16 protein-coding genes and 1 tRNA gene are annotated in these 20,471 nt (G+C 71.3%); 8 read left to right on the top strand and 9 right to left on the bottom strand.

The genetic code is table 11. The features are described from left to right. Positions 1–15 precede the first annotated feature (15 nt). The 6 genes from ETAA1_RS32215 to ETAA1_RS20000 all read right to left on the bottom strand — a co-directional run bounded on the left by ETAA1_RS32215 (position 16) and on the right by ETAA1_RS20000 (position 5,644). A complete protein-coding gene (locus tag ETAA1_RS32215; RefSeq protein WP_202920281.1) occupies positions 16–375 on the bottom strand; it encodes a hypothetical protein in 360 nt (119 codons plus the stop codon). A 17-nt stretch (positions 376–392) separates the two neighbouring features. Beyond that, a complete protein-coding gene (locus ETAA1_RS19980; protein WP_145241559.1) occupies positions 393–2,693 on the bottom strand; it encodes a DNA polymerase in 2,301 nt (766 codons plus the stop codon). Between the two features lie 3 nt (positions 2,694–2,696). Beyond that, positions 2,697–3,323, bottom strand: a complete 627-nt coding sequence (locus ETAA1_RS19985; protein ID WP_145241561.1) for a hypothetical protein — start codon at positions 3,321–3,323, stop codon at positions 2,697–2,699. 297 nt (positions 3,324–3,620) lie between these two features. Continuing rightward, positions 3,621–3,953 (bottom strand): hypothetical protein, encoded by a 333-nt coding sequence (locus ETAA1_RS19990; RefSeq protein ID WP_145241563.1) that lies wholly within the window; start codon positions 3,951–3,953, stop codon positions 3,621–3,623. 265 nt (positions 3,954–4,218) lie between these two features. Further along, on the bottom strand, positions 4,219–5,463 hold the full coding sequence (locus ETAA1_RS19995) for a tyrosine-type recombinase/integrase (protein ID WP_145241565.1): 1,245 nt from the start codon (positions 5,461–5,463) through the stop codon (positions 4,219–4,221). Between the two features lie 108 nt (positions 5,464–5,571). Continuing rightward, a tRNA-Met gene (locus ETAA1_RS20000) sits at positions 5,572–5,644 on the bottom strand. Between the two features lie 190 nt (positions 5,645–5,834). Here ETAA1_RS20000 and ETAA1_RS20005 point away from each other — a divergent pair. After that, positions 5,835–9,539, top strand: coding sequence for a PVC-type heme-binding CxxCH protein (locus ETAA1_RS20005; RefSeq protein ID WP_145241567.1), 3,705 nt, complete (start codon positions 5,835–5,837; stop codon positions 9,537–9,539). A gap of 44 nt (positions 9,540–9,583) precedes the next feature. Here the strand turns inward: ETAA1_RS20005 and ETAA1_RS20010 are convergent, their stop codons facing one another. Together ETAA1_RS20010 and ETAA1_RS20015 are read right to left on the bottom strand one after the other, a co-directional pair. Continuing rightward, on the bottom strand, positions 9,584–9,805 hold the full coding sequence (locus ETAA1_RS20010; protein WP_145241569.1) for a hypothetical protein: 222 nt from the start codon (positions 9,803–9,805) through the stop codon (positions 9,584–9,586). Between the two features lie 317 nt (positions 9,806–10,122). After that, positions 10,123–11,088 carry an NAD-dependent epimerase/dehydratase family protein gene (locus ETAA1_RS20015; protein ID WP_145241571.1) on the bottom strand — a complete coding sequence of 322 codons (966 nt, stop codon included), beginning with the start codon at positions 11,086–11,088 and terminating at the stop codon, positions 10,123–10,125. A gap of 401 nt (positions 11,089–11,489) precedes the next feature. Between ETAA1_RS20015 and ETAA1_RS20020 the strand changes: the two genes are divergently transcribed. Then, complete coding sequence (locus ETAA1_RS20020) at positions 11,490–12,911, top strand: protein kinase domain-containing protein (protein WP_145241573.1); 1,422 nt, start codon at positions 11,490–11,492, stop codon at positions 12,909–12,911. A gap of 53 nt (positions 12,912–12,964) precedes the next feature. Here ETAA1_RS20020 and ribH read toward each other — a convergent pair whose 3' ends face one another. After that, positions 12,965–13,423 (bottom strand): 6,7-dimethyl-8-ribityllumazine synthase, encoded by a 459-nt coding sequence (gene ribH, locus ETAA1_RS20025; RefSeq protein WP_145241575.1) that lies wholly within the window; start codon positions 13,421–13,423, stop codon positions 12,965–12,967. Positions 13,424–13,560: 137 nt separating this feature from the next. Here ribH and ETAA1_RS20030 point away from each other — a divergent pair, with 137 nt between their 5' ends. The 6 genes from ETAA1_RS20030 (at position 13,561) to ETAA1_RS20050 (ending at position 20,469) form a co-directional block, all read left to right on the top strand. Next, positions 13,561–14,013, top strand: coding sequence for a hypothetical protein (locus ETAA1_RS20030; RefSeq protein WP_145241577.1), 453 nt, complete (start codon positions 13,561–13,563; stop codon positions 14,011–14,013). Positions 14,014–14,052: 39 nt separating this feature from the next. Beyond that, positions 14,053–15,285: a metallophosphoesterase family protein gene (locus ETAA1_RS20035; RefSeq protein WP_145241579.1), complete on the top strand. Its 1,233-nt coding sequence runs from the start codon at positions 14,053–14,055 to the stop codon at positions 15,283–15,285. A 121-nt stretch (positions 15,286–15,406) separates the two neighbouring features. Beyond that, a complete protein-coding gene (locus tag ETAA1_RS20040; RefSeq protein ID WP_145241581.1) occupies positions 15,407–18,568 on the top strand; it encodes an AAA family ATPase in 3,162 nt (1,053 codons plus the stop codon). Between the two features lie 351 nt (positions 18,569–18,919). Then, positions 18,920–19,984 carry a DUF1559 family PulG-like putative transporter gene (locus ETAA1_RS20045; protein ID WP_145244723.1) on the top strand — a complete coding sequence of 355 codons (1,065 nt, stop codon included), beginning with the start codon at positions 18,920–18,922 and terminating at the stop codon, positions 19,982–19,984. A 21-nt stretch (positions 19,985–20,005) separates the two neighbouring features. Further along, on the top strand, positions 20,006–20,182 hold the full coding sequence (locus ETAA1_RS32220) for a hypothetical protein (protein WP_202920282.1): 177 nt from the start codon (positions 20,006–20,008) through the stop codon (positions 20,180–20,182). 59 nt (positions 20,183–20,241) lie between these two features. Then, on the top strand, positions 20,242–20,469 hold the full coding sequence (locus tag ETAA1_RS20050; RefSeq protein ID WP_145241583.1) for a hypothetical protein: 228 nt from the start codon (positions 20,242–20,244) through the stop codon (positions 20,467–20,469). Positions 20,470–20,471 lie beyond the last annotated feature (2 nt).

Consider the following 20,471-nt stretch of genomic DNA (forward strand, 5'->3'; position numbering starts at 1 on the left):
GCCGTTGCCGGTCGTTCAGTCCGGCGCGTCGAGGATCGTCACCACCGGCGCCCGGCCGGCGTGCCGCTCCACCGTCACCAGTCCGGCCGCCTCCAGCGCCGCTAGCCCCCGCCGCGCCGCCGCCCGCGTCCCGGCGCCGAGTGCCGCCAGACGGCTGAGGGTCGCGGCGACCGTCCGCCGCCGTTCGCACCCGGCCAGGAACCACACCACCAGCCCCACCGCCAGCGCACGGCCGGGGAGCGCCGCGGCCGCCGTGAGCCAGTCCAGCGGGATCGGCCCGCGGAGGAACTTCACCCCGGGCCGGGGGCGCGGCGGGGATGTCGGCGGCGGGAAGTCGGCCGGGGCGAGCCGGGCCGGGTCGAACGGGTCGGGCATCGGGCATTCCACCGCCCCTATAGGGGAAGAGAACAGAACTCAGAGATAACACTGGGCGGGGGTATCACCGGTGGTACGGGTCCGGTGTCACCGGTGGTACGGGTCGGGTCCGCCCCGAGCTCGGCCAGGAGCCCGCACACCAGCCCCCACATCCGCGCCCCGCGCGCGTCCGTCCAGCGGTCCGGGTGCCGCACGATCTTCGCGTCCGTCCGCAGCGGGAAGCCGGGGAGGACGAGCTCGGACGCCTCCCGCATGGCGTCCCGCATCCGCTCCGTTTCATCCTCGGCGCGGTCGTCTGGCGCCTCGATCAGGAAGGCGTCGTGAACCGGACAGCACACCGCCAGCCCGCGCTCGGTGGCCAGGCACGCGGCCAGCCGCATCATCTCCGCGCCGTGGGCCTGCATCGGCCAGTTTCGCAGACTCCGGGGGTTCGCCAGCGGGCGGCCGGTTGCCGGGTCGAGCCCCGCCGGAACGCCGGTCGCCCACCCGAACCGGGTTCGCAACCGGCCGGTGAGGAGCGCCCGCTCCTCGACCGAATCCGACCACTCCCAGAACCGGCGGAACGTCCGGCGGTGGAGGTCGAGCAGCTCGACCCCGCGACCGCGGGGGGCGCCGAGCCGCCGCGCCAGCCCGTCGGCCGATAGCCCGTAGAGGACGCCGAGGCTCACCACCTTGAACGCCTCCCGCTCGGCCGGGTGGGTGTGCTTCGTGGCGTCCGCCGGGATCGCCCCGGCCATCTTGGCGAACGTCGTGTAGAAGTCGCCGCTCGTGTACGCCTCCATCATCTGCGGGTCGGCCGACAGCGCCGCGGCGATGGCGAGTTCCTGTTGGGACCAGTCCACATACACGACCGCTCGCCCCGGGCCGGGTCGAATCAGGGACCGCAGCCACGCGGCCGGGCCGAAGATGAACGCGGTGTTCGACGGCTGGTTCCGCCCGGTCCGGGACCGGAACGCGGACAGGAGGCACCGGTTCCGCCCGTCGGGGCCGACGGCCAGCTCGTTGAGCCGGAACTCCCCCAGCGAGTGACGGAGGTCGCGGATCGGCCCCACCTCGGCGGGGAACCGCTTCGCCATCTCGCGGAACGTGTCGTCCTTCAGGTCGAGCGACCCGGACGGGAGCCGGGGCCAGGGGATGCGCTTCCGGGCCAGATACCGCGCCCACCGGTCGGCCGAGAACGACAACGGGCCGGGGGGCCGGGTGGCGCCGTCGTCGGGGCCGAGTCGGTCCGCGGCGTCGCGGATCAGCCCCGGGTCGTGCCGCGGCCGCGGGGCCGGGTCGGGGTCCGCCAGGACCGCCCACAGCTTCGGGGCGTAGTCGTCGTCTACCCCGTCTGGGTCGTACCCGCCGCCGATGCCGAGGTCCGGCAGCTCGCCGGCGAGTTCCCGCGCCGCCACGTCGAGCCCCGGCACGTCGAGGTGGTCGCGCCCGGCGTCGAGGAGCCGACCGACCCGTGCCGAAGTGAGCCCGGTAGCGGCGCGGGCGGCGCGGACCGCGGCCAGCCGGCCGGCGGTCGCCTCGACCTCCTCCCGGTGGAGGTGGTCGGCGGCGGCCGCGAGCGCGTCCGGGTCGAGTTCCCACTGGCGGGCCGCATCGATAACAGCGGCACCGAACCGGCTGGCCGGGTCGAGCTGGCGGCCGGTCGGGGCGAACACCCGGTAGTCGGCATCCACCACGCGGACGAGTCGTTCCTTGATCCCGCTCCAGTGTTCCCGGAGTGCGGCGAGCGCCGCCGCGTCGATCGGAACCCCGGTCCACTCCATCCGCGCGGCGGCCGTCATGTACCGCCCGCGGAGCAGCGCCCGCGAAAGGTCGAGCCGCGGGGCCATCCGCGGGAGGAGCCGGGCCAGCGCGTCCACGTCCGCCGCGCAATAGTCGAGCAGCGCGGCCCGCTCGGCGGCGGTGAACGGGCCGCCGCGGATCGCCAGCGCCCGCAGCTCGTCCTTCTCGCCCGCCGCCAGCCCGTCGAGCCGGAAGTGAGCCAGCGCCCCGAGGAGCCCCGAGCCATGCGGCGTCGGCCCGCCGTTCGTCAGGAGCCGGAACTCGGCGTACAGGTCGAGCACCCGGGCCGGGAGCGGCCAGCCCAGCGCGAGGTGACACCCGAGCTCGGCGGAGGCGTAGTACGCCACGAACAGCGCCCCCGCGTCGGTCGGGTAAGGCGCGACGGCGGGCGGGTCGTCGGTCAGCCAGTGGCGGACCGCCCGCCCCGTCCGCAGCTCCCGGGCGCAAACGCACAGCGGCGTCGGCCGGTGGCCGCTCGGGGCGTGGAACTCGAAGTCCACGCACCACACCTGCCGGTAGCAGCCGAGCGCGTCCACCGGTCAGACCTCCCCCCGGAGCTTCCGCAGAACCGGGTGGTCGAGGGTCGTCACGGTGCGGTCCTTGAACGCCAGCCGCAACAGGTCGGGGAACGGGAGGTCGGGCCACGTCGGTTCGTCGGTGATGTGCTCGGACACCTTGATCCGGTGCCGCTTCTGGCCCTGGTCCCAGTAGAGTTTCGTCCACCGCTCGGACGCCACCCGCGCCGCCTCCTGCGGGATGCTCACCCAGTCGGGAATCTTCCCGTCGGGGCCGGGCATCCGCAGCCCCCACACGAACACCAGCCCGCCGCGCGTGACGGCCGTGACCATCAGCCGGCGGGAGAACGTCGGCTCGTCGGCCAGCGCCGGCCAGAGGGACCGGTCCACCCAGAATGAATCCGCGTCGTCGTCCTTCAGCTCGATCAGCCCGCCGACGCACCGGTAGACGGGGTCCGGGTGGACCCGGAAGAACTGTTCCTTGCTGGGCTTCCTGAACGGCACGGACACTAGCAGTTCCCGCACGCCGAGGTCGGCGTCGGAGTCGTCGGGGAGCGCCAGCCGGGCCACGTCGAACGGGTCCGGGGCGTCGGCGGCCGGCGCGTTGGCGCCGAACGGGAAGTCGGTCGGGTCGGTCGTCGTCTTGTCCATCGGGTCGAGTTCCTCAAGCGTGATGTGGCCGCGGGGCGGTGCCGCGGCGGAGTTGGGCGTTACTCGTCCGGGTCGTCCACGAATGCCAGGAACTCCCGGCCGTCGGGTGAGCTTTGCGGGTGGGGCGCGAGGTGCGCCCATAACAGGTCGTTGGTTCCCGCGTCGGCCGCGGGTAAGATGGGATTCACAGGCTCTCTCCCCAGACTGCCTACCGCCACCGCCCCGGCTAGCACCCGGGGCGTGGCCATTGGTGGGTGTGGAAACGCGACCGCCCCGGCGACGAGCCAGGGCGGGGGGCTACAGTCCGAGTTCCTTCAACTTGGCCTCGGCGGCCTTGCTGGCGTCGGAGCGCTCGCCGGGGGTGCGGAACCCGGCCGGCGAGTCGGTGGCGATGTAAGCGTTTGTCAGCGACTCCACGAACTCCGCGAACCAGTCGTCGCGGGTCACCCACTTGGCACCGAGACGCACGGCGCGGAGCCGGAGACGGGCGCCGTCGGGCAACTTCACCCCGACCGACGCCCACCGGATCAACGTCGAGGGGTGCGGCCGGCTGTTCCGCCGGTGTCCGGGGATCTGATCGAGGTAGGCGGTGAGCTTGCGGTAGGTGGTGGCGGGAGAAGTCGAAACCATGCGTGGCGTGCCTCCGTTTGCGAGGGTACACGCCACTATCGATCTAAAACGTCCTGATTGACAGGGGGCTTCGAACAAGCGGCGATGTCCGACTGATTTTCGCCCGACCGCCAGGAACCGCACGGAACCGCACGGAACCGCAAGGAACCGCACCGACTACGCGGGAAGTTTTTTTTAGAAAATGGCTTCCCTCTCACCGACGCGGACAAATCCAAGCCGTGGGCCGCGGATGTCTGTGTCCATTCGGCTCGACGAGGGAACGGGGTTACCCGATCTCGGCCGCCACCTTCGCGGCCAGTGTGAGGTTCCGCTCGGCGTACAGTTCGGTCACGTCGGCCCGGGCGTGGCCGAGCGCCACCTGGGCGGCCTCCAGCCCGTACAGCCGCCGGACCTCGGTGCCGTGGGCGTGGCGAATCTGGTTCGGGTGCCAGTGCGCCACCGGGTCGAAGTTCCCCGGCCCGGCGAGCCGCTCCCGCCGCTCGTTCGCCTTCCGCACCGCCCGGGACACCGCCACGCCGTAGCTGTGCGTCGTGTACCGCCGGCCCGCGGCCCGCTTTGGCGCGGCCGTCCGCTGCGCGGCGTACCGCGCGGCGTGCGAGCGGTAGAGGGGCGTTCCGCGCACCTTCCGCCGCTCGGCGTGGAGCGCGGCCACCACCCGCCGCGGGGAGAAGTAGTAGTCCGTGGGATCGGCCGGGGCGAAGCGTTCCAGGATGGCGCGGGCGCGGGGGCCGATCGGCACCGCCCGGGCCTTCCCGCGGTGGGCGTTCTTGTGCTGCTCGGGGCGGAACACCCACACGTCGCCGGACGTGTCCAGGTCGCACGGCCGGAGTTGCACCAGCTCGCCGGGCCGCATCCCGGTGAGGAGTTGCACCTCGGCCATCGCCCGCACGGCCGGGCGGACGAACGGCAGCGTCGCCCGGACGTGTTCCTCGGCCACCGGCCCGACCGGCTCCGTCTCGCGGGCGGTCGTCCGCCCCTTCTGGAGCCCGCTCACGGCGGTGAGGGACTGGTACACCGCGAACGGGACCAGCTCCTCACCCGCCGCCCACTTGAACAGCCGGCGGACCCGGCCGACGCGCTGGTTGATGTAGGTCCGGGCCAGCCCGGCATCGAGCCACCGGCCGCGTAGCGCCTTGAGGGCGAGCGGGCCGAACTCCCGGGCCAGGGTGTGGCCATACAGGGCGCGGAGGTCGCGGATCAGGACGCGGTATTCGGTCACCTCGTTCGTCGGCGTGTCGTCGGCCCGGCGGTAGTGGCGTTCGACGTGTTCCCAGAACGGGAGGAGGAGCTCGTTCACCGTCCGGCCGGCGACCGGTGCGGCGAGACAGACGCCGGCGGGTGCGGTGGCCAGTTCGGCCACAATCCGGGCGTATTCCTGTCGGCTTACGGGGGTGTTGTAGGTGCCGAGATACACGTCCCGGCGGCCGCCCTCGGGGGTGCGGACGGTGACGACGGCTTGGCCGCTCGGCGCGTGCAGGCGGTAGGTGGGAACGGTCGGGGTGCGGGGCATCCGGAATCCCTCCTGCGGTAAACTACCGCAGTTGCAGGCGTTCCGGCCGCACCTCCGACCTTCGGAGGGTAAGCACTAAAGGCTTCAGCCGATTTGAGTTACATCCAATAGCGGGGGCCGGAATTGAACCGGCGACACATCGCTTATGAAGCGATTGCTCTAACCCCTGAGCTACCCCGCCTCGAAAGCCCCGGGCGACCCCGGTCGCGGCCTCGCCAATACGTTATGACGCCGCCCGCGTCCGACAAGACTGGCGCGGCAGGCCGGCGGTTCGCGCCCGTTCCCACCTCCTCGCCCGGGCGGAATGGGGTACACTTCCCCAACCCCCCTGCCCTCTTCATCCCTCCGACACGGCCGGAGCACTCCCCCCAATGCGCCTCCTCCTCTCCCTCGCCGGCCTCGCGGCCGCGGTCGGCGCACTGCTGACCGTGCCCCGCCCCGCCGCCGCCCAGCCGCCCGTCGTCAACCGAGTCCCGCCGCCGCCCGAGTTCAGTCAGCCGCAGTCGGCCCCGAAACCCGCGCCGTTCGCGGTCAGCATGGTCGATCAGGGCCAGTTCGACCCGCGGCTCAAGGGCTACTTCCTGCCGGACGGCTTCCGCCTCGAAATCGTTCTGAGCGAGCCGGACGTGGTGAACCCCGTCGGGATGACGTTCGCCCCGGACGGCAGCCTGTTCGTGATGGAGTGGCGGCCCGACCCGGTCACCCGCGACCGCTGGTTCCCCGTGGTCGAGACGTTCCGCTACCGCGACGGCACGACCCGCGAAATCACCACCATGAAGAAGTTCACCACGGACCTGGTGAAGCACTTCACGCCCAACACCAAGACCGGCAAGTTCGACCCGCCGCGCACCATCCTGTCGGAGGAGTTGCCGAGCAGCATCCTGTGGCACGACGGCTGGCTGTACGTCACCGGCCGCGGCACCGTCCGCCGCTGGCGGCAGGCCACCGCCGGCAACATCAGCGGCGTGGACACCAGCCGGGCGCCGAACCCCTCCGACCCGTGGAACATCCGCGAGGTCGTGGCCCAGGGCTTCTGCGGCTTCCACCACCATCAGGTGTCCGGCCTGACCATCGGCAACGACGGCCTCCTCTACCTCACCAGCGGCGACGACGACAACTACGTCGAAGGCTCCGACGGCAGCCGGGCGACCGTGCTGCGCACCGGGGCCGTGTTCCGCTGCCGGCCCGACGGCTCGCGGATGGAGACGTTCTCGATCGGCTACCGCAACCCGTACCGCGACCTGGCGTACGACGGCGCCTTCAACTGGTTCCACGCCGACAACGACAACGAGGACGGCAGCAAGTTCATGGGCTGCCGCATCATGCACGTCGCGGAGGCGGCCGACTTCGGCTGGCGGCTCCGCTACGGCGCCCGCTGCTGCCGCCCGGACGAGGCCCGCGTCTCCGTCGCCGGCGAGCTGCCGGGCACCCTGCCGCCGATGATCAAGACCGGCCGCGGGTCCCCTGCCGGGCTCCTCATCTACAACGACACCCGCATCCCGACCCAATACCGCGGCCTGCTCTACTACCCGGACGTGTACCGCCGCGTGGTGCGGGCGTACCGCACGGTGCCGACCGGCTCGACGTTCCAGATCACCGGCGAGTTCGAGTTCCTCAAGAGCGACGACCCGCTGTTCCGGCCGTGCCAGATGGTCACCGGGCCGGACGGGGCCATGTACGTGTGCGACTGGCGGACCGACTCCGGCGGCGCCGGCAAGCTGTCCGGCGACGGCGTCAACGGCCGCGTCTACCGCATCCGCTGGGCCGGCAACGCGGCGACGCCGGAGTTGCCGCTGCGCGGCACGGACAGCTGGGCGAAGGTGAAGGCGCTGCCGGACGCGGCGCTGGTGGACGCCCTCGGCCTGCCCGACCTGACGGACCGCGTCGAGGCCCGCAAGGAACTCGTCCGCCGCGGCGCGAAGGCCCGCGACCTGGTGCTGAGCCGCTTCAAGACCGACCAGATTCAGGGGGACGCCCGGCTCGTCGGCCTCGGGGTGCTGTCGGCCGGGTGGAACGCGGACGTGGAAGACGTGTTCCGCAAGCTGCTCGTGGACGAATCGCCGGACGTGCGGCGGCTCGCCGTCGACGGGCTGGCCCTGAACGCCCCGAAGGGCGACGCCCGCACTTTCGAGGTGCTGCTGGTCGCGCTCAGCGACAGCGACCAGACGGTGCGCCGCGCCGCGGCGCTGGGGCTCGGTCGAGTCGGCGTTCCCGCCGCCGCGGAGGCACTGCTCGCGGCGTGGCGCACCGACGAGGCCGCCGACGTGTACCTGCGCGACGCCCACGTCCGCGGCGTCGAGCGGCTCGGCAAGGCCGGCGTCGACGCGCTGCTGACGCTGGCCCAGAGCGGCGACAACGAGTTCAAGGCTGCAGTAGAGATCATGCTGACACTCCGGTCGCGCGAGGCGGCGGCGGGGCTGCCGGACCTGCTCGCCACCCCGCACGCCACGCCGGCCCAGCGCGAGGCGCTGGTGCGGTCGTACACGAACTACCAGCTCGACCCGCCGGTCTCACTCGACCCGCTCGTCGATTACCTCCGCACGCGCCGCGACGAGGCGCCGGCGGTCGTGGCCGCGGCCGCGGAAGTGTTCGCCGCGTCCGACGGCAACCTGTCACCGAAGGGCCGCGCGTTCGTCGCAGGACTCCTGGACCACCGGGCACCCACGGTCCGCGCGGCAGGCGTCAGCGCCGTCGAGGCGACGCGGCTCGTCTCGGCCGCGCCGAAGCTGATCGAGGCGCTCGGGCAGGCAGACCGCGCCCCGGCGGAGCGCGTCGGGCTCGTGAAGGCCCTGCGGGTGCTCGGGGCGAAGGACGCCGTGGCGCCCATGACCTCGATCCTGACCGGGGCCAACCCGCCGGCTCTGAAGCTTGAAGCGATCCGCACCCTGGCGGCGCTCGACGCCAAGGCCGCCCAGCTCGTCGCCGAGGCGATGCTCGACCAGCCGGACCCGACGCTCCAAACCGAAGCCGTCGTCATCCTCGGGGCGACGAAGGCGGGGGCGAAGCTGGTGGGCGAGCGGTACGTCGCCAAGAAGCTGCCGCGCGAGCTGTTCCCGCAGGTGTCCGACGCCCTGCGGCGCTTCACGACCGACGACCCGGCCGTCTCCCAGCTGCTCGCCGAGGTGATGCGGGGCGGGCTGCTCCTGTCGATGGAGCCGACGCAGGTGGAACGCATCCGCGGGCTCGTCGCCACCCGCGGGAGTGCGGCGCGCGGGCGGGAGTTGTTCCTGAACACGCGACTGCTGAACTGCGCGACGTGTCACCGCATGGAGGGCGTCGGCGGCGGCACCGGCCCCGACCTGACGCGGCTGTGGGACACGCACACGCTCGAAAAGATTCTCGAAGCCATCGCCGACCCCAGCAAGGAGATCAAGGAAGGCTTCCAGGCGTACCGCGTCGTCGGCGCCGACGGCCAGGTTCACACCGGGCTCAAGGTGTCGGAAACGGCGACCGAGCTGGTGATGCGCGACGCCAACGGCCGCGACCTGCGGCTGGCCAAGTCCGACATCGAGAGCGTGACGCCGTCCCGGTTGTCGCTCATGCCCGACAACACGGTCTCGCCGCTCAGCTTCGACCAGTTCATCGACCTGTTGGCGTTCCTGAAGAACCGACCCGAGCAGGAACTGCTCCGCGGCGTCACGGTCGAAGGCTCGGTCGTCAGTGGTTTCTCGGCGAACCTGGGCGTGGCCCGCGCCGAGGTCACAGCCGACCCGGCCTCGAAGGCGACGAAGTGGGAGCCGGCCCGCGCCGACACCAACGGCCTGTTCGACCTGAAGGCTGTCTTCCCGACCACCGACCCGGGTGGCGTCTACGTCCGCACCTTCGTCTACTCGCCGAAGGAGCAGGCAGCGACGGGGATCGTGCTGGCCGACGACCCGGTGCGAATTTGGGTGGGTGATCGCTCCGCGTTCGACCGGCCGGGGGCGCCGGTGACGGCGGTCGAGGAGACGTTCCCGGTGGCGCTCAAGGCCGGCTGGAACGCGGTGCTCGTGAAGGTGGGCAACGGCGGCCGCGGGCACCGGCTCGGGCTGCGGTTCAGCGGCGACGGCGTCCGCACCGCGGGGCTGCCGCAGTAACGCACGAAGGCCCGGGGACGGCCGTCCCCGGGCCTTCGGTCACGTCAGATGATGCCGCCGTGGATCCGCTCGGGCGTCAGGTGGCCGGGCTGGTCGTTGAACCAGAACCGCCGCCACTCCGCGCCGATCTGGCGGAGGTCTTCCGAGTTGTACAGCAGCTGCTGCATGCGGACGTTCGGGTCGCTGCTGTACTGGTTCAGGAGGCAGCCGCTGTTGGCCGTCAGGCCGACCGCCGCGACCGCCCCGAGGATCAACTTGCGCCCCATGACCCCGCCTCCGTTCCCGGACTGATCTCCCCCGCCGGACCGGCTCGATCCCCCAACCGAGCCACCGGCCGACCCCTCACTCCGGGTCACACCTGTATCATCGGCACCGGTCGGACCGGTCTTGAGCAATCCGCCGATTTTTCAACCCCACCGCGTCGCACGGACAGAAATGATTGTTTCCGGCCGCGGGGGGTAGGGTCGCGGAAACATGTCACCGACTCATAAAAAAGTCGGTTCGAACCAGCCGATTGTCGGATATTCCGCCATAACACCAACTCACGTCGCTTGTTACGACAACGCGAAAGCTGCCTGACGGCTCAGGACACGACGCGAGCCGGCTTCGGATTCGCCGAGGTGAATGCGTTCACCGTCTGGCGCAGGCCGTCCTCGAAGCTCACGGCCGGGTCGTAGCCCAGGTCGCTCCGAGTACGGCTGATGTCCGCACGGGAGAACTTCACGTCGCCGGCGCGGGGGGCACCGTAGGTCGGCTCCAAATCCTTGCCCAGTAATCGGTTCAGCGCCGCTATGAGTTCCCGCACCGACACCGTCCGCCCCGTGCCCACGTTGTAGACGTTGCCGCTGGCCTCCGGCGCCTCTGCGGCCTTCATCAGTGCCTGCACCGCGTTCGCCACGAAAGTAAAATCCCGCGACTGGTTTCCGTCGCCGTGGACGGTCGGCGCCTCGCCCCGGCTCATGGCCGCAGTGAACAGCGCGATGACGCCCGAATACGGGCTGTCGGAGCGCTGGCGGGGGCCGAAGATGTTGAAGAACCGCAGCCGGACGGTCTCCAGGCCGTACGTGTGGGCGAACGCCTGGCAATAGAGCTCGCCGGCCAGCTTCGCCGCGGCGTACGGCGACTTCGCGGCCACGGCCTGATCCTCCCGCTGGCCGCCGTCACCGGTGCTGCCGCCGTAGGCACTGGAACTGGCGGCGTACACCACGCGTCGGACGCCGGCGCGGCGGGCGGCGTCGAGCAGGTTCAGGGTGCCGGTGGCGCAGGCGGCGTGCGACACGGCAGGCGTCTCGACGCTGCGGGCCACGGACGCCAGCGCCCCGAGGTGGTACACGGCCCCCGCCCCCTGTACGGCGCGAGCGACCGCCGCGGGGTCGGTCAGGCTCCCCTCCACGACCTCGACGCGGCCGGCGTGATGGGCGAGGTTCGAGCGGAGGCCGGTGCTGAAGTCGTCGAAGACTCGGACCGGGCGGCCGGCCTTCACCAGGGCGTCGACGAGGTGGGAGCCGATGAAGCCGGCGCCGCCGGTGACCAGGGAAAGCTCGTCCACGTGGGCCGCCTCCGTGCGGGGATGGGGAAGGCGGGTAGTGTACGCGGGCCGCTTCACCCCCGCAAGCGACGGCGGCGGCCGGCCGCCTCGGGTGACGCCGCCAGCCCGAAGCCCAGGGCGAACGTGAGCATTGCCCCGCCGAGTGACGTGACCTTCACGCGACGACCTCCTCAAGCGAAGGCGAGCAAGGGGCATTGGGCCCCCGTTCGCGGAACAACGCGCCTCAGCGGTGGGGTGTTAGCGGAAATTCCGGTTGCGCCGGCATCTGAGAAAAATCCGGACAAGGGTTTGACAACACCACGGTTGTTCGTCAGCATGTAGCCACTACGGAATTCGCCCACGGCGGGGCATCAGGAGGAACGCCCCACTGCCGACCAAGAATGGTTCGGATGCGGTGACCTATGACCCTTTCCGACCTCCCCGCCGGCTTCACGGCCGACGGCGACTTTCTGCCGCCCGACGAGCTGGCCCCGGCCGCCGCGACCCTCCCCCTCGGCCCGGGCACGTCGACCGCCCCGTCCCTCCCGGCCCCGCTGCCGGACACGGGCACCCGTTACCACCCGCACGCGGAAATCGCCCGCGGCGCCATGGGGGCCGTGTTCCGCGGCCGCGACACGCTGTTCGGCCGGCCCGTCGCCATCAAAATGCTCCTCGACGAGCACCTGAACCGCGCCGAGCTCCGCTGGCGGTTCGCCGAGGAAGTTCGCATCACGGCGTCGCTGCAGCACCCGTCGGTGGTGCCGGTCTACGACACCGGCTGCTGCGCCGGCGGCCGGCCGTTCTACGTCATGCGCCTGGTCGAGGGTGAAACGCTGGAGACGCTGCTGGCGGCGCGGCCGGACCCGGGGCACGACCGGTCTCGGTTCCTCAAGGTGTTCGAAAAGGTGTGCGAGGGCGTGGCGTTCGCCCACTCCCGCGGCGTCATCCACCGCGACATCAAGCCGGACAACGTCATGGTCGGGGCGCTGGGCCTCGTCCAACTGATGGACTGGGGTGTGGCGAAGGTGCTGCCGCAGAGCCCGGTCGGCGTTCCGTGCCCCGAGCCCAGCGCCGACGGCGACACCCAGGACGACACCACGAACCTGCAGACGCGGTTCGGCCGGGTGCTCGGCACGCCAGCGTACATGTCGCCGGAGCAGGCCCGCGGGAACCTCGACCAGATGGACGAGCGGACCGACGTGTTCGCCCTCGGCGGCCTGCTGTGCAACATCCTCACGGGGGCGCCGCCGTACGCCGGCGCGGACGCGCGCTCGGCGTACAAGCAGGCCGCGCGGGCCGACCTGGCCGAAGGCTTCGCCCGGCTCGACGCCGTCGGGGCCGACCCGGAACTCGTGGCGCTGTGCAAGCGGAGCCTGGCCCCGGAGCCGGTCGACCGGCCGAGGAACGCGGGCGTGCTGGCGGCGGCGCTGGCCGAGTGCCTGTCGCACGACCTCCGCCGGGCCGAGCGCGACCTCGTGCGGTTCTTCGAGCTGACGCCGGACCTGTTCTGCATCGCCGGCATGGACGGCCACTTCCGCCGGGTGAACGCCAACTTCAGCCGCATCCTCGGCCACCCAACGGCTGCGCTGCTGGCGGAACCGTTCGTGAACTTCGTCCACCCCGACGACCGGGCGGCGACGGAGGCCGTGGTGGCGGGGTTGAACCGCGGCGAACTCTGCGTGCGGTTCCGCAACCGCTACCGCGACGCCCGCGGCGAGTACCACTGGTTCGAGTGGCAGGCCAAGCCGCTCGTCGGCGAGGGGATGATCTTCGCCGTGGCCCGCGACGTGACCGACACGATACGGCTCGAAGGGCAGCTGCGCTTCTTCGAGGAGGAAGAATGAGCTCGCCGCTCGCGGCGTAGCGGCGTGAACCTCGCTACGCCGCAAGCGGCGGATCAGAGTAGCGCCATCAGGTTCACCATCTCGACCGCGGTCACCGCCGCCTCGAAGCCCTTGTTCCCGGCCTTCGCCCCGGCCCGGTGCACGGCCTGCTCCAGCGTGTCGGTGGTGAGCACGCCGAAGACCACCGGCACCCCCGCGTCCAGGCCGGCCCGTGCGATGCCGCTGGTGGCAGCCCCGGCGACGTGGTCGTAGTGGTCCGTGTCGCCGCGGATGATGCAGCCCAGGCAGATCACCGCCGCGTACTTGCCGGACTTGCCGAGCCGCTGGGCGACCACGGGGATCTCGAACGAGCCGGGCACCTTCACCACGTCGACGCGGTCGTCCGGCACGCCGTGCCGCTTGAGGGCGTCGAGGGCGCCGGCGGTGAGTTGGTCCACGACGACGGCGTTGAACCGGGCCGCGACCAGGGCGAACCGGCCGGGCGGGGAGCGGAAGTCGCCTTCGTAGAGCATCGCGGCGGGCCTCGGGGGATGACTCCAGAATAGCAGGCGCGCGGCGAGCCGGGGGCGCCGGCCGCCGGATTCGCACTGCGCGACGTCCGAGAACCCGGGAGCCGACGCCCCCGGCTCGCCGAAACGTGGGTCCGCCGATGTCACTCCTCTTGAGTTGCGCCTGCGGGAAGTTCCTCCGCGTGCCCGACACCGCCGCCGGGCGGCAGGTCCGCTGCCCGGCCTGCGGCGGCGTGTTGACCGCGCCGGCGGCGGAGGAACCCGACTCGGCCGAGCCCGCGAACTACGCCGTCCGCGACGCCGACGCGCCGCCGCCTGCGGCGGAACCTGCCCCGCGCCGCGAGCGCCCGGTGCGGTGGAAGTCGCGCCGCGGCGAGGGCCGCAAGCGCGCCCAGAAACAGGTCTACCTCGGCTGCGGGTTCCTCTCCATCGTGGCGGGCTTGCTCCTGCTCATCCTGACGCTCGTGCAGGAGGAGTGGAGCGGGAAGGTGCTGGTGGGGGGCGTCACGCTCGCCGTCATCGGCGTCGTCAGCATCGTCCAGGCGCTGACCAACACCATGCCCGACGACTGGAAGGACCTCGACTCCTTCTGACCTTCCGCCCCCGGCCGCCCGACGGCACAATGGCGGGAGATGAAGCTCCTCCACACCGCCGACTGGCACCTGGGCGACCGCCTCGGCCGCATCGACCGCACCGACGACCTCCGCCGGGCGGTCGAGCGCGTCGGCGCGATTTGCGAGCAGGAAGCGGTCGACGTGTTACTCGTCGCCGGCGACCTGTTCAGCGAGCTGGCCCGCCCCGACGCCCTGCGCGAGACGATCCGCCACTGGCAGGACGTGTTCCGCGAGTTCCTCGAAGGCGGCGGCACCATCCTGACCCTGACCGGCAACCACGACAACGAGAACTTCTGCCAGACGCTCGTCCACGCCATGTCGCTCGCGGCCCCGACCGTGGGGAAGCCCGGCGAGCTGATCCCGCCCGGCCGCCTGTACCTCGCCACCGACCCCACGTTCGTCAAACTCGCCGACCGGGAGCACGGCACCGAAGTGCAGTTCGTGCTGATGCCGTACCCGACGCCGAACCGCCTCCTGAAGGGCGACGCCGGCCAGAAGTACGCCAGCCCCGACGAGAAGAATCGCCTGCTGGTGAAGGCGTGGTCCGACGCGCTGGCGGCCCTCCGCGCCCACCCGAGCTACGACCCCGCGGCCCCGAGCGTGTTGTCGGCGCACGTGCACATGTTCGGCAGCACCATCGGCCCGTCGCTGTTCCGGCTCAGCGCCGAGGAAGACGTGGTGGTGAACGGCGACGACCTGGCCGCGCAGTTCGACTACGTCGCGCTCGGCCACATCCACAAGCCGCAGGCGCTGACGGCGCCGCACGTCCGCTACTCCGGCAGCATCGAGCGGATGGACCTGGGCGAGCAGGCCGACCAGAAGGGCGTCGTGCTCGTGGACCTCGGCCCCGGCGGGCTCCGCGGCGAGCCGGCGACGCTGCCGCTGCCGGCGACGCCGGTCTACGAGATCACCGTGCACGACCCGGGGCTGGATGTCCCGCAGCTGCGGGCCGACTTCCCGGACGCGAAGACCGACCTGGTGAACCTGCACATCCACTACACGGCCGGGAAGGACGTGCTGGAAGACGTGCTCGCCGACCTCGACGCCATCTTCCCGCGCTGGTACGCGCGCGACTGGCAAGAAGCCGGAGCACTCGGCGACTCGATCGCGGGCCCGGAGGTGGGGCCGGCCCGCGGCTTCGGCGAGACGGTCCGTGACTACCTGCAGCAGGAGCTCACGAACCACGCCGAGGCCGAGCGCGACGCCATCGTGGCGCTGGCGGACGAGTTGCTGAAAGAGTTCGAAAACTAACCCAGGCAGGATGGCCGCAAAAAGGCACAAAAGACACAAAAATAGAACTGATTTTTGATTTTATTTTTTGTGTCTTTTGTGCCTTTTTGCGGCCAACTTGCATCCGCTCGGCGACCCGCACATGATCCCGCAGCGCGTGAAACTGTCCGGCTTCCTGTCGTACAAGGACGAGCAGGAGGTGCGGTTCGACGGGTCGCCCCTGTGGATGCTCTCGGGCACCAACGGGAGCGGCAAGTCGAGCATCTTCGACGGCGTCACGTTCGCCCTGTTCGGCCACCACCGCGGCGGCAGCACGGGCGCCACCGAGCTCGTCAACAAGGAGTCGAACACCCTCGCCGTCGAGTTCGACTTCACCGTCGAGAAGCAGCTGTACCGCATCAAGCGCACCGTCCGCCGCCGCACCAGCGGCGTCGCCGGGACGCAGCAGGTGTACCGCGCCGTGCCGCCGACCTCGCTGACGCAGACCGGCGCGACGCGCGAGGTCGAGTGGGAGCCGATCGCCGACACGCAGCTGAAGGCGAAGTTCGACGCCTGGGTCCGCGACACCATCGGGCTCGACTACGAGACGTTCACGTCGTCGGTGCTGCTCCTGCAGGGGAAGTCGGAGAAGCTGCTGGACTCGACGCCCGCCGGCCGGGCCAGCGTGCTGGCGCGGATCGTGGATCTGGAGCGGTACCAGAAGCTCCACGGCCGGGCCGACGACAAGCGCCGCGAGCTGAAGGCGCGGCTCGAATCGCTCGCCGGCCAGCTCGAACACCTGCGTGCCGTCCCCGACGAGGAGCTCGCGGCCGCCCGCGACCGCATCGCACTGGCGGAGGAGGCCCGCTCCGCGGCGCAGGAACGGATCGACTCGCTCGTCACGGTCGAGCTTCAGGCCCGCAACTGGGCCGACAAGACCAAGACGCTCGCGGCGGCGCGGGCGAAGCTCGACCAGTCCGAGGCGCTGCTCGGCAGTGCGGTGAAGGTGGAACGCGAGTTCGCCCGCCTGCGCGAGCTGCGCGACGTACTCCCGGCCGTCGGCGTGATCGTCACCGAGCGCGGCCGCGTCGGCGAGTCGGAGCGCAAGAGCCAGCGCCTGAGCGCGGAACGCGACGGCGTCGCCGACGAGCGCCGCAAGGCGGAGAACGCCCTCGACCAGACGCGGAAGAAGGTCCTGGCGCTGAAGAAGTCGCAGGCCGAGAGCGAGGCGAAGCAGCAGTCACTGAACGGCCGACTTCGCGAGCTCGCCGGCGTGCTGGAGAAGGTGCGGCAGGCCGAGGACGCCGAGGCGGAGGCGACTCGGCTCGCCGACGAACTGGCCCGCTACCCCGCCGACCCCGACGCGGCCGTGCGGCTGGCTCAGGAGCGCGTCGACGCGCTCGGCGTCGTCAGTCAGGTGGTGCCGCTGCTGACGCGACTGTTGGCCGAGCGCACCGAGCTGATCCAGGTGGCGCACCGCGAGGCCGACGCCCGCGCCGACGAAGTCCGGCTCAAAGCCGAAGGCGTGAAGCTCCGCGCCGAACTGGACGCCACCGCCGCGGAGCTCCAGAAGGTGCGTGCCGAGCGCGAGCGGCTCGACGGCGCGGCCGCGGAGGCGCGGGCACTCGCGCAGCAGGCGCGGGCGCTGGCCGACGAGTTCAAGGAGCTGACCGGCGCGAAGACGTGTCGCGCCTGCGGCCAGGACTTGACGCCGGCCCACTTCGAGAGCGAGCGGAAGAAGCGCGACCTGGACGCCGCCGTCGCCGAGCGGAAGGCCGCGGCGGCGGCGGCCGCGGCGGCGGCGGCACGCGAAAAGGAAACGACCCTCACCACCCGCGAGGCCGAGACGCGGGGCCGCGTCGACGAGCTGCGCGACAAGTACAAGACGGCCGCCGGCGACGCGAAGCAGGCGGCCGCGGAAGCGGCCCGGCTGCGCGAGTCGTGCAGCAACACGTACTACCCGCTGCCGCCGGCGTACAAGCAGAAGATCGGCCCCTCGCAGCCGACCGACTGGGCGGCGACGACGTACCCGGACCGCGTTGCCGTCACGGCGCTGGAGCAGGAGGCGAAGGGCGCCGACGGCGCGAAGCGGGAGCTGCGGGCGGCCCAGGACAACGCCAACGCCGCGCGCACGGTCCGCGCCAAACTCGACTCCGCGCGCGAGCGGCTGGCGGCGGTGCGGGCCTCACTCCCCGCCGGCGACCCGGCGGCGCTGCGGGCGGAGCACGCGACGGCCCAGGGCGAGGAGCAGGCCGTCGGCAACCACCTGAAGGGCGTGAAGGTCAGCATCACCGCCGCGGAGGCCGAGACGGAACGGTTCGCCCGCCAGCTCTCCGCCGCCGAGAACGACCTGACCGCTCTCGCCGGCTCGCTCCAGACGGAAGAGGTGACGCGGAAGCACAGCCAGGAGGCGATCGAGCGGGCGCTGAAGCACCTGCCGGCCGAGTGGCGCAAGCCCGCCACCGACGCCGGCATGGCCGAGCGCGCCCGCTGGACCGACGAGTTGGAGGCGCTCACGGCCGCGGACACCGAAGGCAAGTTCACGAAGCTCCAGGCCGCACGCGGCGGCCTCGACTCGCTCCGCGCCGAGATCACCACGCTCGACGCCGAGGCGAACACCTTCCCGCCCGAGGCGCGACGCAACCCCGACGAGGTGAAGGCGGAAGTCGCCGCGGCCCGCAGCGCCGCCGACGCCGCCGCCCGCGACCTCTTGACGGCCCAGCGCGACCACGCCGGCCTCGAAGACCTTCGCCGCCGCCGCGGCGACCTGGCCGACCAGCACAAGGACGCCGACCTCAGTCACGCCCGCTACAAGGCGCTCGCGGAACTCCTCGGCCGCGACCGGCTCCAGCGCCACCTCGTGCGGAAGGCCGAGCGGCAGATCGTGGACTACGGCAACGCCGTACTCGACCGCCTCAGCGGCGGGCAGTTGTTCTTGAAGCTCGTCGGCACCGAGGACGGCACGGGCGCCGACAAGGCACTCGACCTGGAGTGCGCCAACCGCGTCACCGGCGGGTCGCCCATAAATGTGGCATTCCTGAGCGGCAGTCAGCGCTTTCGGGTGGCGGTGGCGCTGGCGCTGGGCATCGGCCAGTACGCGGGCCGGCAGCACCGGCCGATCGAGAGCGTCATCATCGACGAGGGCTTCGGCTGCCTCGACCGGGCTGGGCGGCAGGTGATGATCCAGGAGTTGCAAAACCTCCGCGGGCACCTGCATTGCATCCTGTTGGTGAGCCATCAGGAGGAGTTCGCGGACGCGTTCCCGGACGGCTACCGGTTCGAACTCCAGGACGGCGCGACGCGCGTGACACGGCTGGCGCGCTGATCGGGTTCGGGCTCGATTCCACCCCGCCAATTGGCCGCTCCGCTGCTTTTCCGTGCATGAAAAGCCGCGCTCCAACTCATTTTTCACAAAATTTTCGCGCCCCGGGCTCGACCCGTCTTCGGCTTCAACGCGAATGCCTAGAACGAGTTGCGCCAATCGGTACGTCCGCAAACCCTGTCAGGCACCGGACTTGCCTTGTTGACAACGACTCGAAGAGATGGGTAATCTCGGTTTAGGTTGGGTTGGACGCTCGAGACTCGACTCGCATCGACCGTCTCGAACTCGCCGCATCCGCCCGACCGAGTTCCCGTCTGTGTTCATCCGGTCCTATCTCGCATCCGGAGTTCGCACATGGCTACCCGACGTACGCGATTCGCGTTTACACTGATTGAGTTGCTGGTCGTTATCGCCATCATCGCCATCCTGATCGGGCTCTTGCTACCCGCGGTGCAGAAGGTCCGCGAGTCCGCCGCGCGGATCAGCTGCACGAACAACCTGAAGCAGATCGGCATCGCCCTCCACTCTCACCACGACACCGTCGGCCGGCTGCCCTCCGCGCACCAGATCGGCACCACGTGGTACGGCCCGTACAACGGGCCGACCCACATGCAGGACCCTCCGGGCGGCCGCACGAAGGGCAGCTCCTACCCGGCCGAAGGGCCGTTCTGGTCGTGGATGATGCGGATCGCCCCGCACATCGAGCAGGGCACGGTTCAGAGCAAGGCCAACATGAGCGGGTCGGGGGCCGGGTGGCCGTGGTGGCAGTACTTCCCCGGCACCACCCAGACCATCGTGGGCGTGTCGGTGAAGGGCTTCAAGTGCCCGTCCGACCCGCGCGCCGACCTGGTGTGGACGGACCCGGGCAACGCCAACAACAAGGCGGCGCTGACCGACTACCTGGGCGTCGTCGGCCGGCACACGTGGAAGGTCGGCGTTCCCTACCCCTCGACGCAGGGCGGGGGCACCCGGCCGGGGCAGAACGGCCTGCTGTACGTCAACTCGGGGGTCACCTTCACCGGCATCATCGACGGCACGAGCAACACGGTGATGGTCGGCGAGCGGCCGCCGGCCAACAGCCTCGAGTACGGCTGGCAGTGGGCCGGGGCCGGGTACGACGAGAGCGCGTTCGGCGCGGGCGACGTGGTGCTCGGCGTCCGCGAGGTGTTGTACAACCCGAGCGCGCCGTCGCTCTTCGACTTCTACCGCCCGGGTAACCTGAACGACGACTCGCACTTCAGCCACTTCTGGAGCCTTCACACGGGCGGCAGCATGTGGCTGTTCGGCGACGGCAGCGTGCGGTTCATCACGTACAGCGCCGGCACGGCGGTCGTCGGCACTTTCAACGGCATCCCGAGCGTGACGGTGCTGGAGGCGCTGGCCAGCCGCGCCGACGGCGACCTCGCCCCGCTGAACTGACCCACCCTGGAGGCCGAACCCGTGCGACCGACCCGTCGACAGTTTTGGCTCCTGGCCGGGGGTGTGATCCTCCTCCCGGCCGGGTGCGGCGACAAGCGGAGTGATTCGACGCCGAACCCCGACCTGGGGCCGGCCCCGCCGGCCGGCCAGGGGCCGCCGAAGCGTAAGGGCGCGGGTGCGCCCGAGGCGAAGAAGTAGCCGCGACGGCACGGCGCTTGCGTTAATCTCCGGGCGGAACGTCGCCCGGAGATTAACGCATGTGTAAGAAGCACCACGGCGGCCCTGCACCGGTCCCGCCGGGCAACCAGCGGCAGACGGGGCCGGGGACCGACTCCGAATTCACCCCGTCGGAAGCGCCGGCCGGGGCCGACTTCAACGAGCAAGACCCGAAGCGCCGACTCGGCGGCTACGCGACCGCCGGCGAGCACTCCCGACAGCAACCGGGGGCGCTCAACGACGGCGGCAGCGCGAGCCGGAAGGGCTAATT

The organism is Urbifossiella limnaea, from assembly GCF_007747215.1.
Taxonomy (GTDB): domain Bacteria; phylum Planctomycetota; class Planctomycetia; order Gemmatales; family Gemmataceae; genus Urbifossiella; species Urbifossiella limnaea.

Bases quoted from the DNA above. Each gene is read 5' to 3' on its own strand.
- ETAA1_RS32215 (WP_202920281.1), bottom strand. From the start codon at position 375: ATGCCCGACCCGTTCGACCCGGCCCGGCTCGCCCCGGCCGACTTCCCG.
- ETAA1_RS19985 (WP_145241561.1), bottom strand. From the start codon at position 3,323: ATGGACAAGACGACGACCGACCCGACCGACTTCCCGTTCGGCGCCAAC.
- ETAA1_RS19990 (WP_145241563.1), bottom strand. From the start codon at position 3,953: ATGGTTTCGACTTCTCCCGCCACCACCTACCGCAAGCTCACCGCCTAC.
- ETAA1_RS19995 (WP_145241565.1), bottom strand. From the start codon at position 5,463: ATGCCCCGCACCCCGACCGTTCCCACCTACCGCCTGCACGCGCCGAGC.
- ETAA1_RS20005 (WP_145241567.1), top strand. From the start codon at position 5,835: ATGCGCCTCCTCCTCTCCCTCGCCGGCCTCGCGGCCGCGGTCGGCGCA.
- ETAA1_RS20010 (WP_145241569.1), bottom strand. From the start codon at position 9,805: ATGGGGCGCAAGTTGATCCTCGGGGCGGTCGCGGCGGTCGGCCTGACG.
- ETAA1_RS20020 (WP_145241573.1), top strand. From the start codon at position 11,490: ATGACCCTTTCCGACCTCCCCGCCGGCTTCACGGCCGACGGCGACTTT.
- ribH (WP_145241575.1), bottom strand. From the start codon at position 13,423: ATGCTCTACGAAGGCGACTTCCGCTCCCCGCCCGGCCGGTTCGCCCTG.
- ETAA1_RS20030 (WP_145241577.1), top strand. From the start codon at position 13,561: ATGTCACTCCTCTTGAGTTGCGCCTGCGGGAAGTTCCTCCGCGTGCCC.
- ETAA1_RS20035 (WP_145241579.1), top strand. From the start codon at position 14,053: ATGAAGCTCCTCCACACCGCCGACTGGCACCTGGGCGACCGCCTCGGC.
- ETAA1_RS20040 (WP_145241581.1), top strand. From the start codon at position 15,407: ATGATCCCGCAGCGCGTGAAACTGTCCGGCTTCCTGTCGTACAAGGAC.
- ETAA1_RS20045 (WP_145244723.1), top strand. From the start codon at position 18,920: ATGGCTACCCGACGTACGCGATTCGCGTTTACACTGATTGAGTTGCTG.
- ETAA1_RS20050 (WP_145241583.1), top strand. From the start codon at position 20,242: ATGTGTAAGAAGCACCACGGCGGCCCTGCACCGGTCCCGCCGGGCAAC.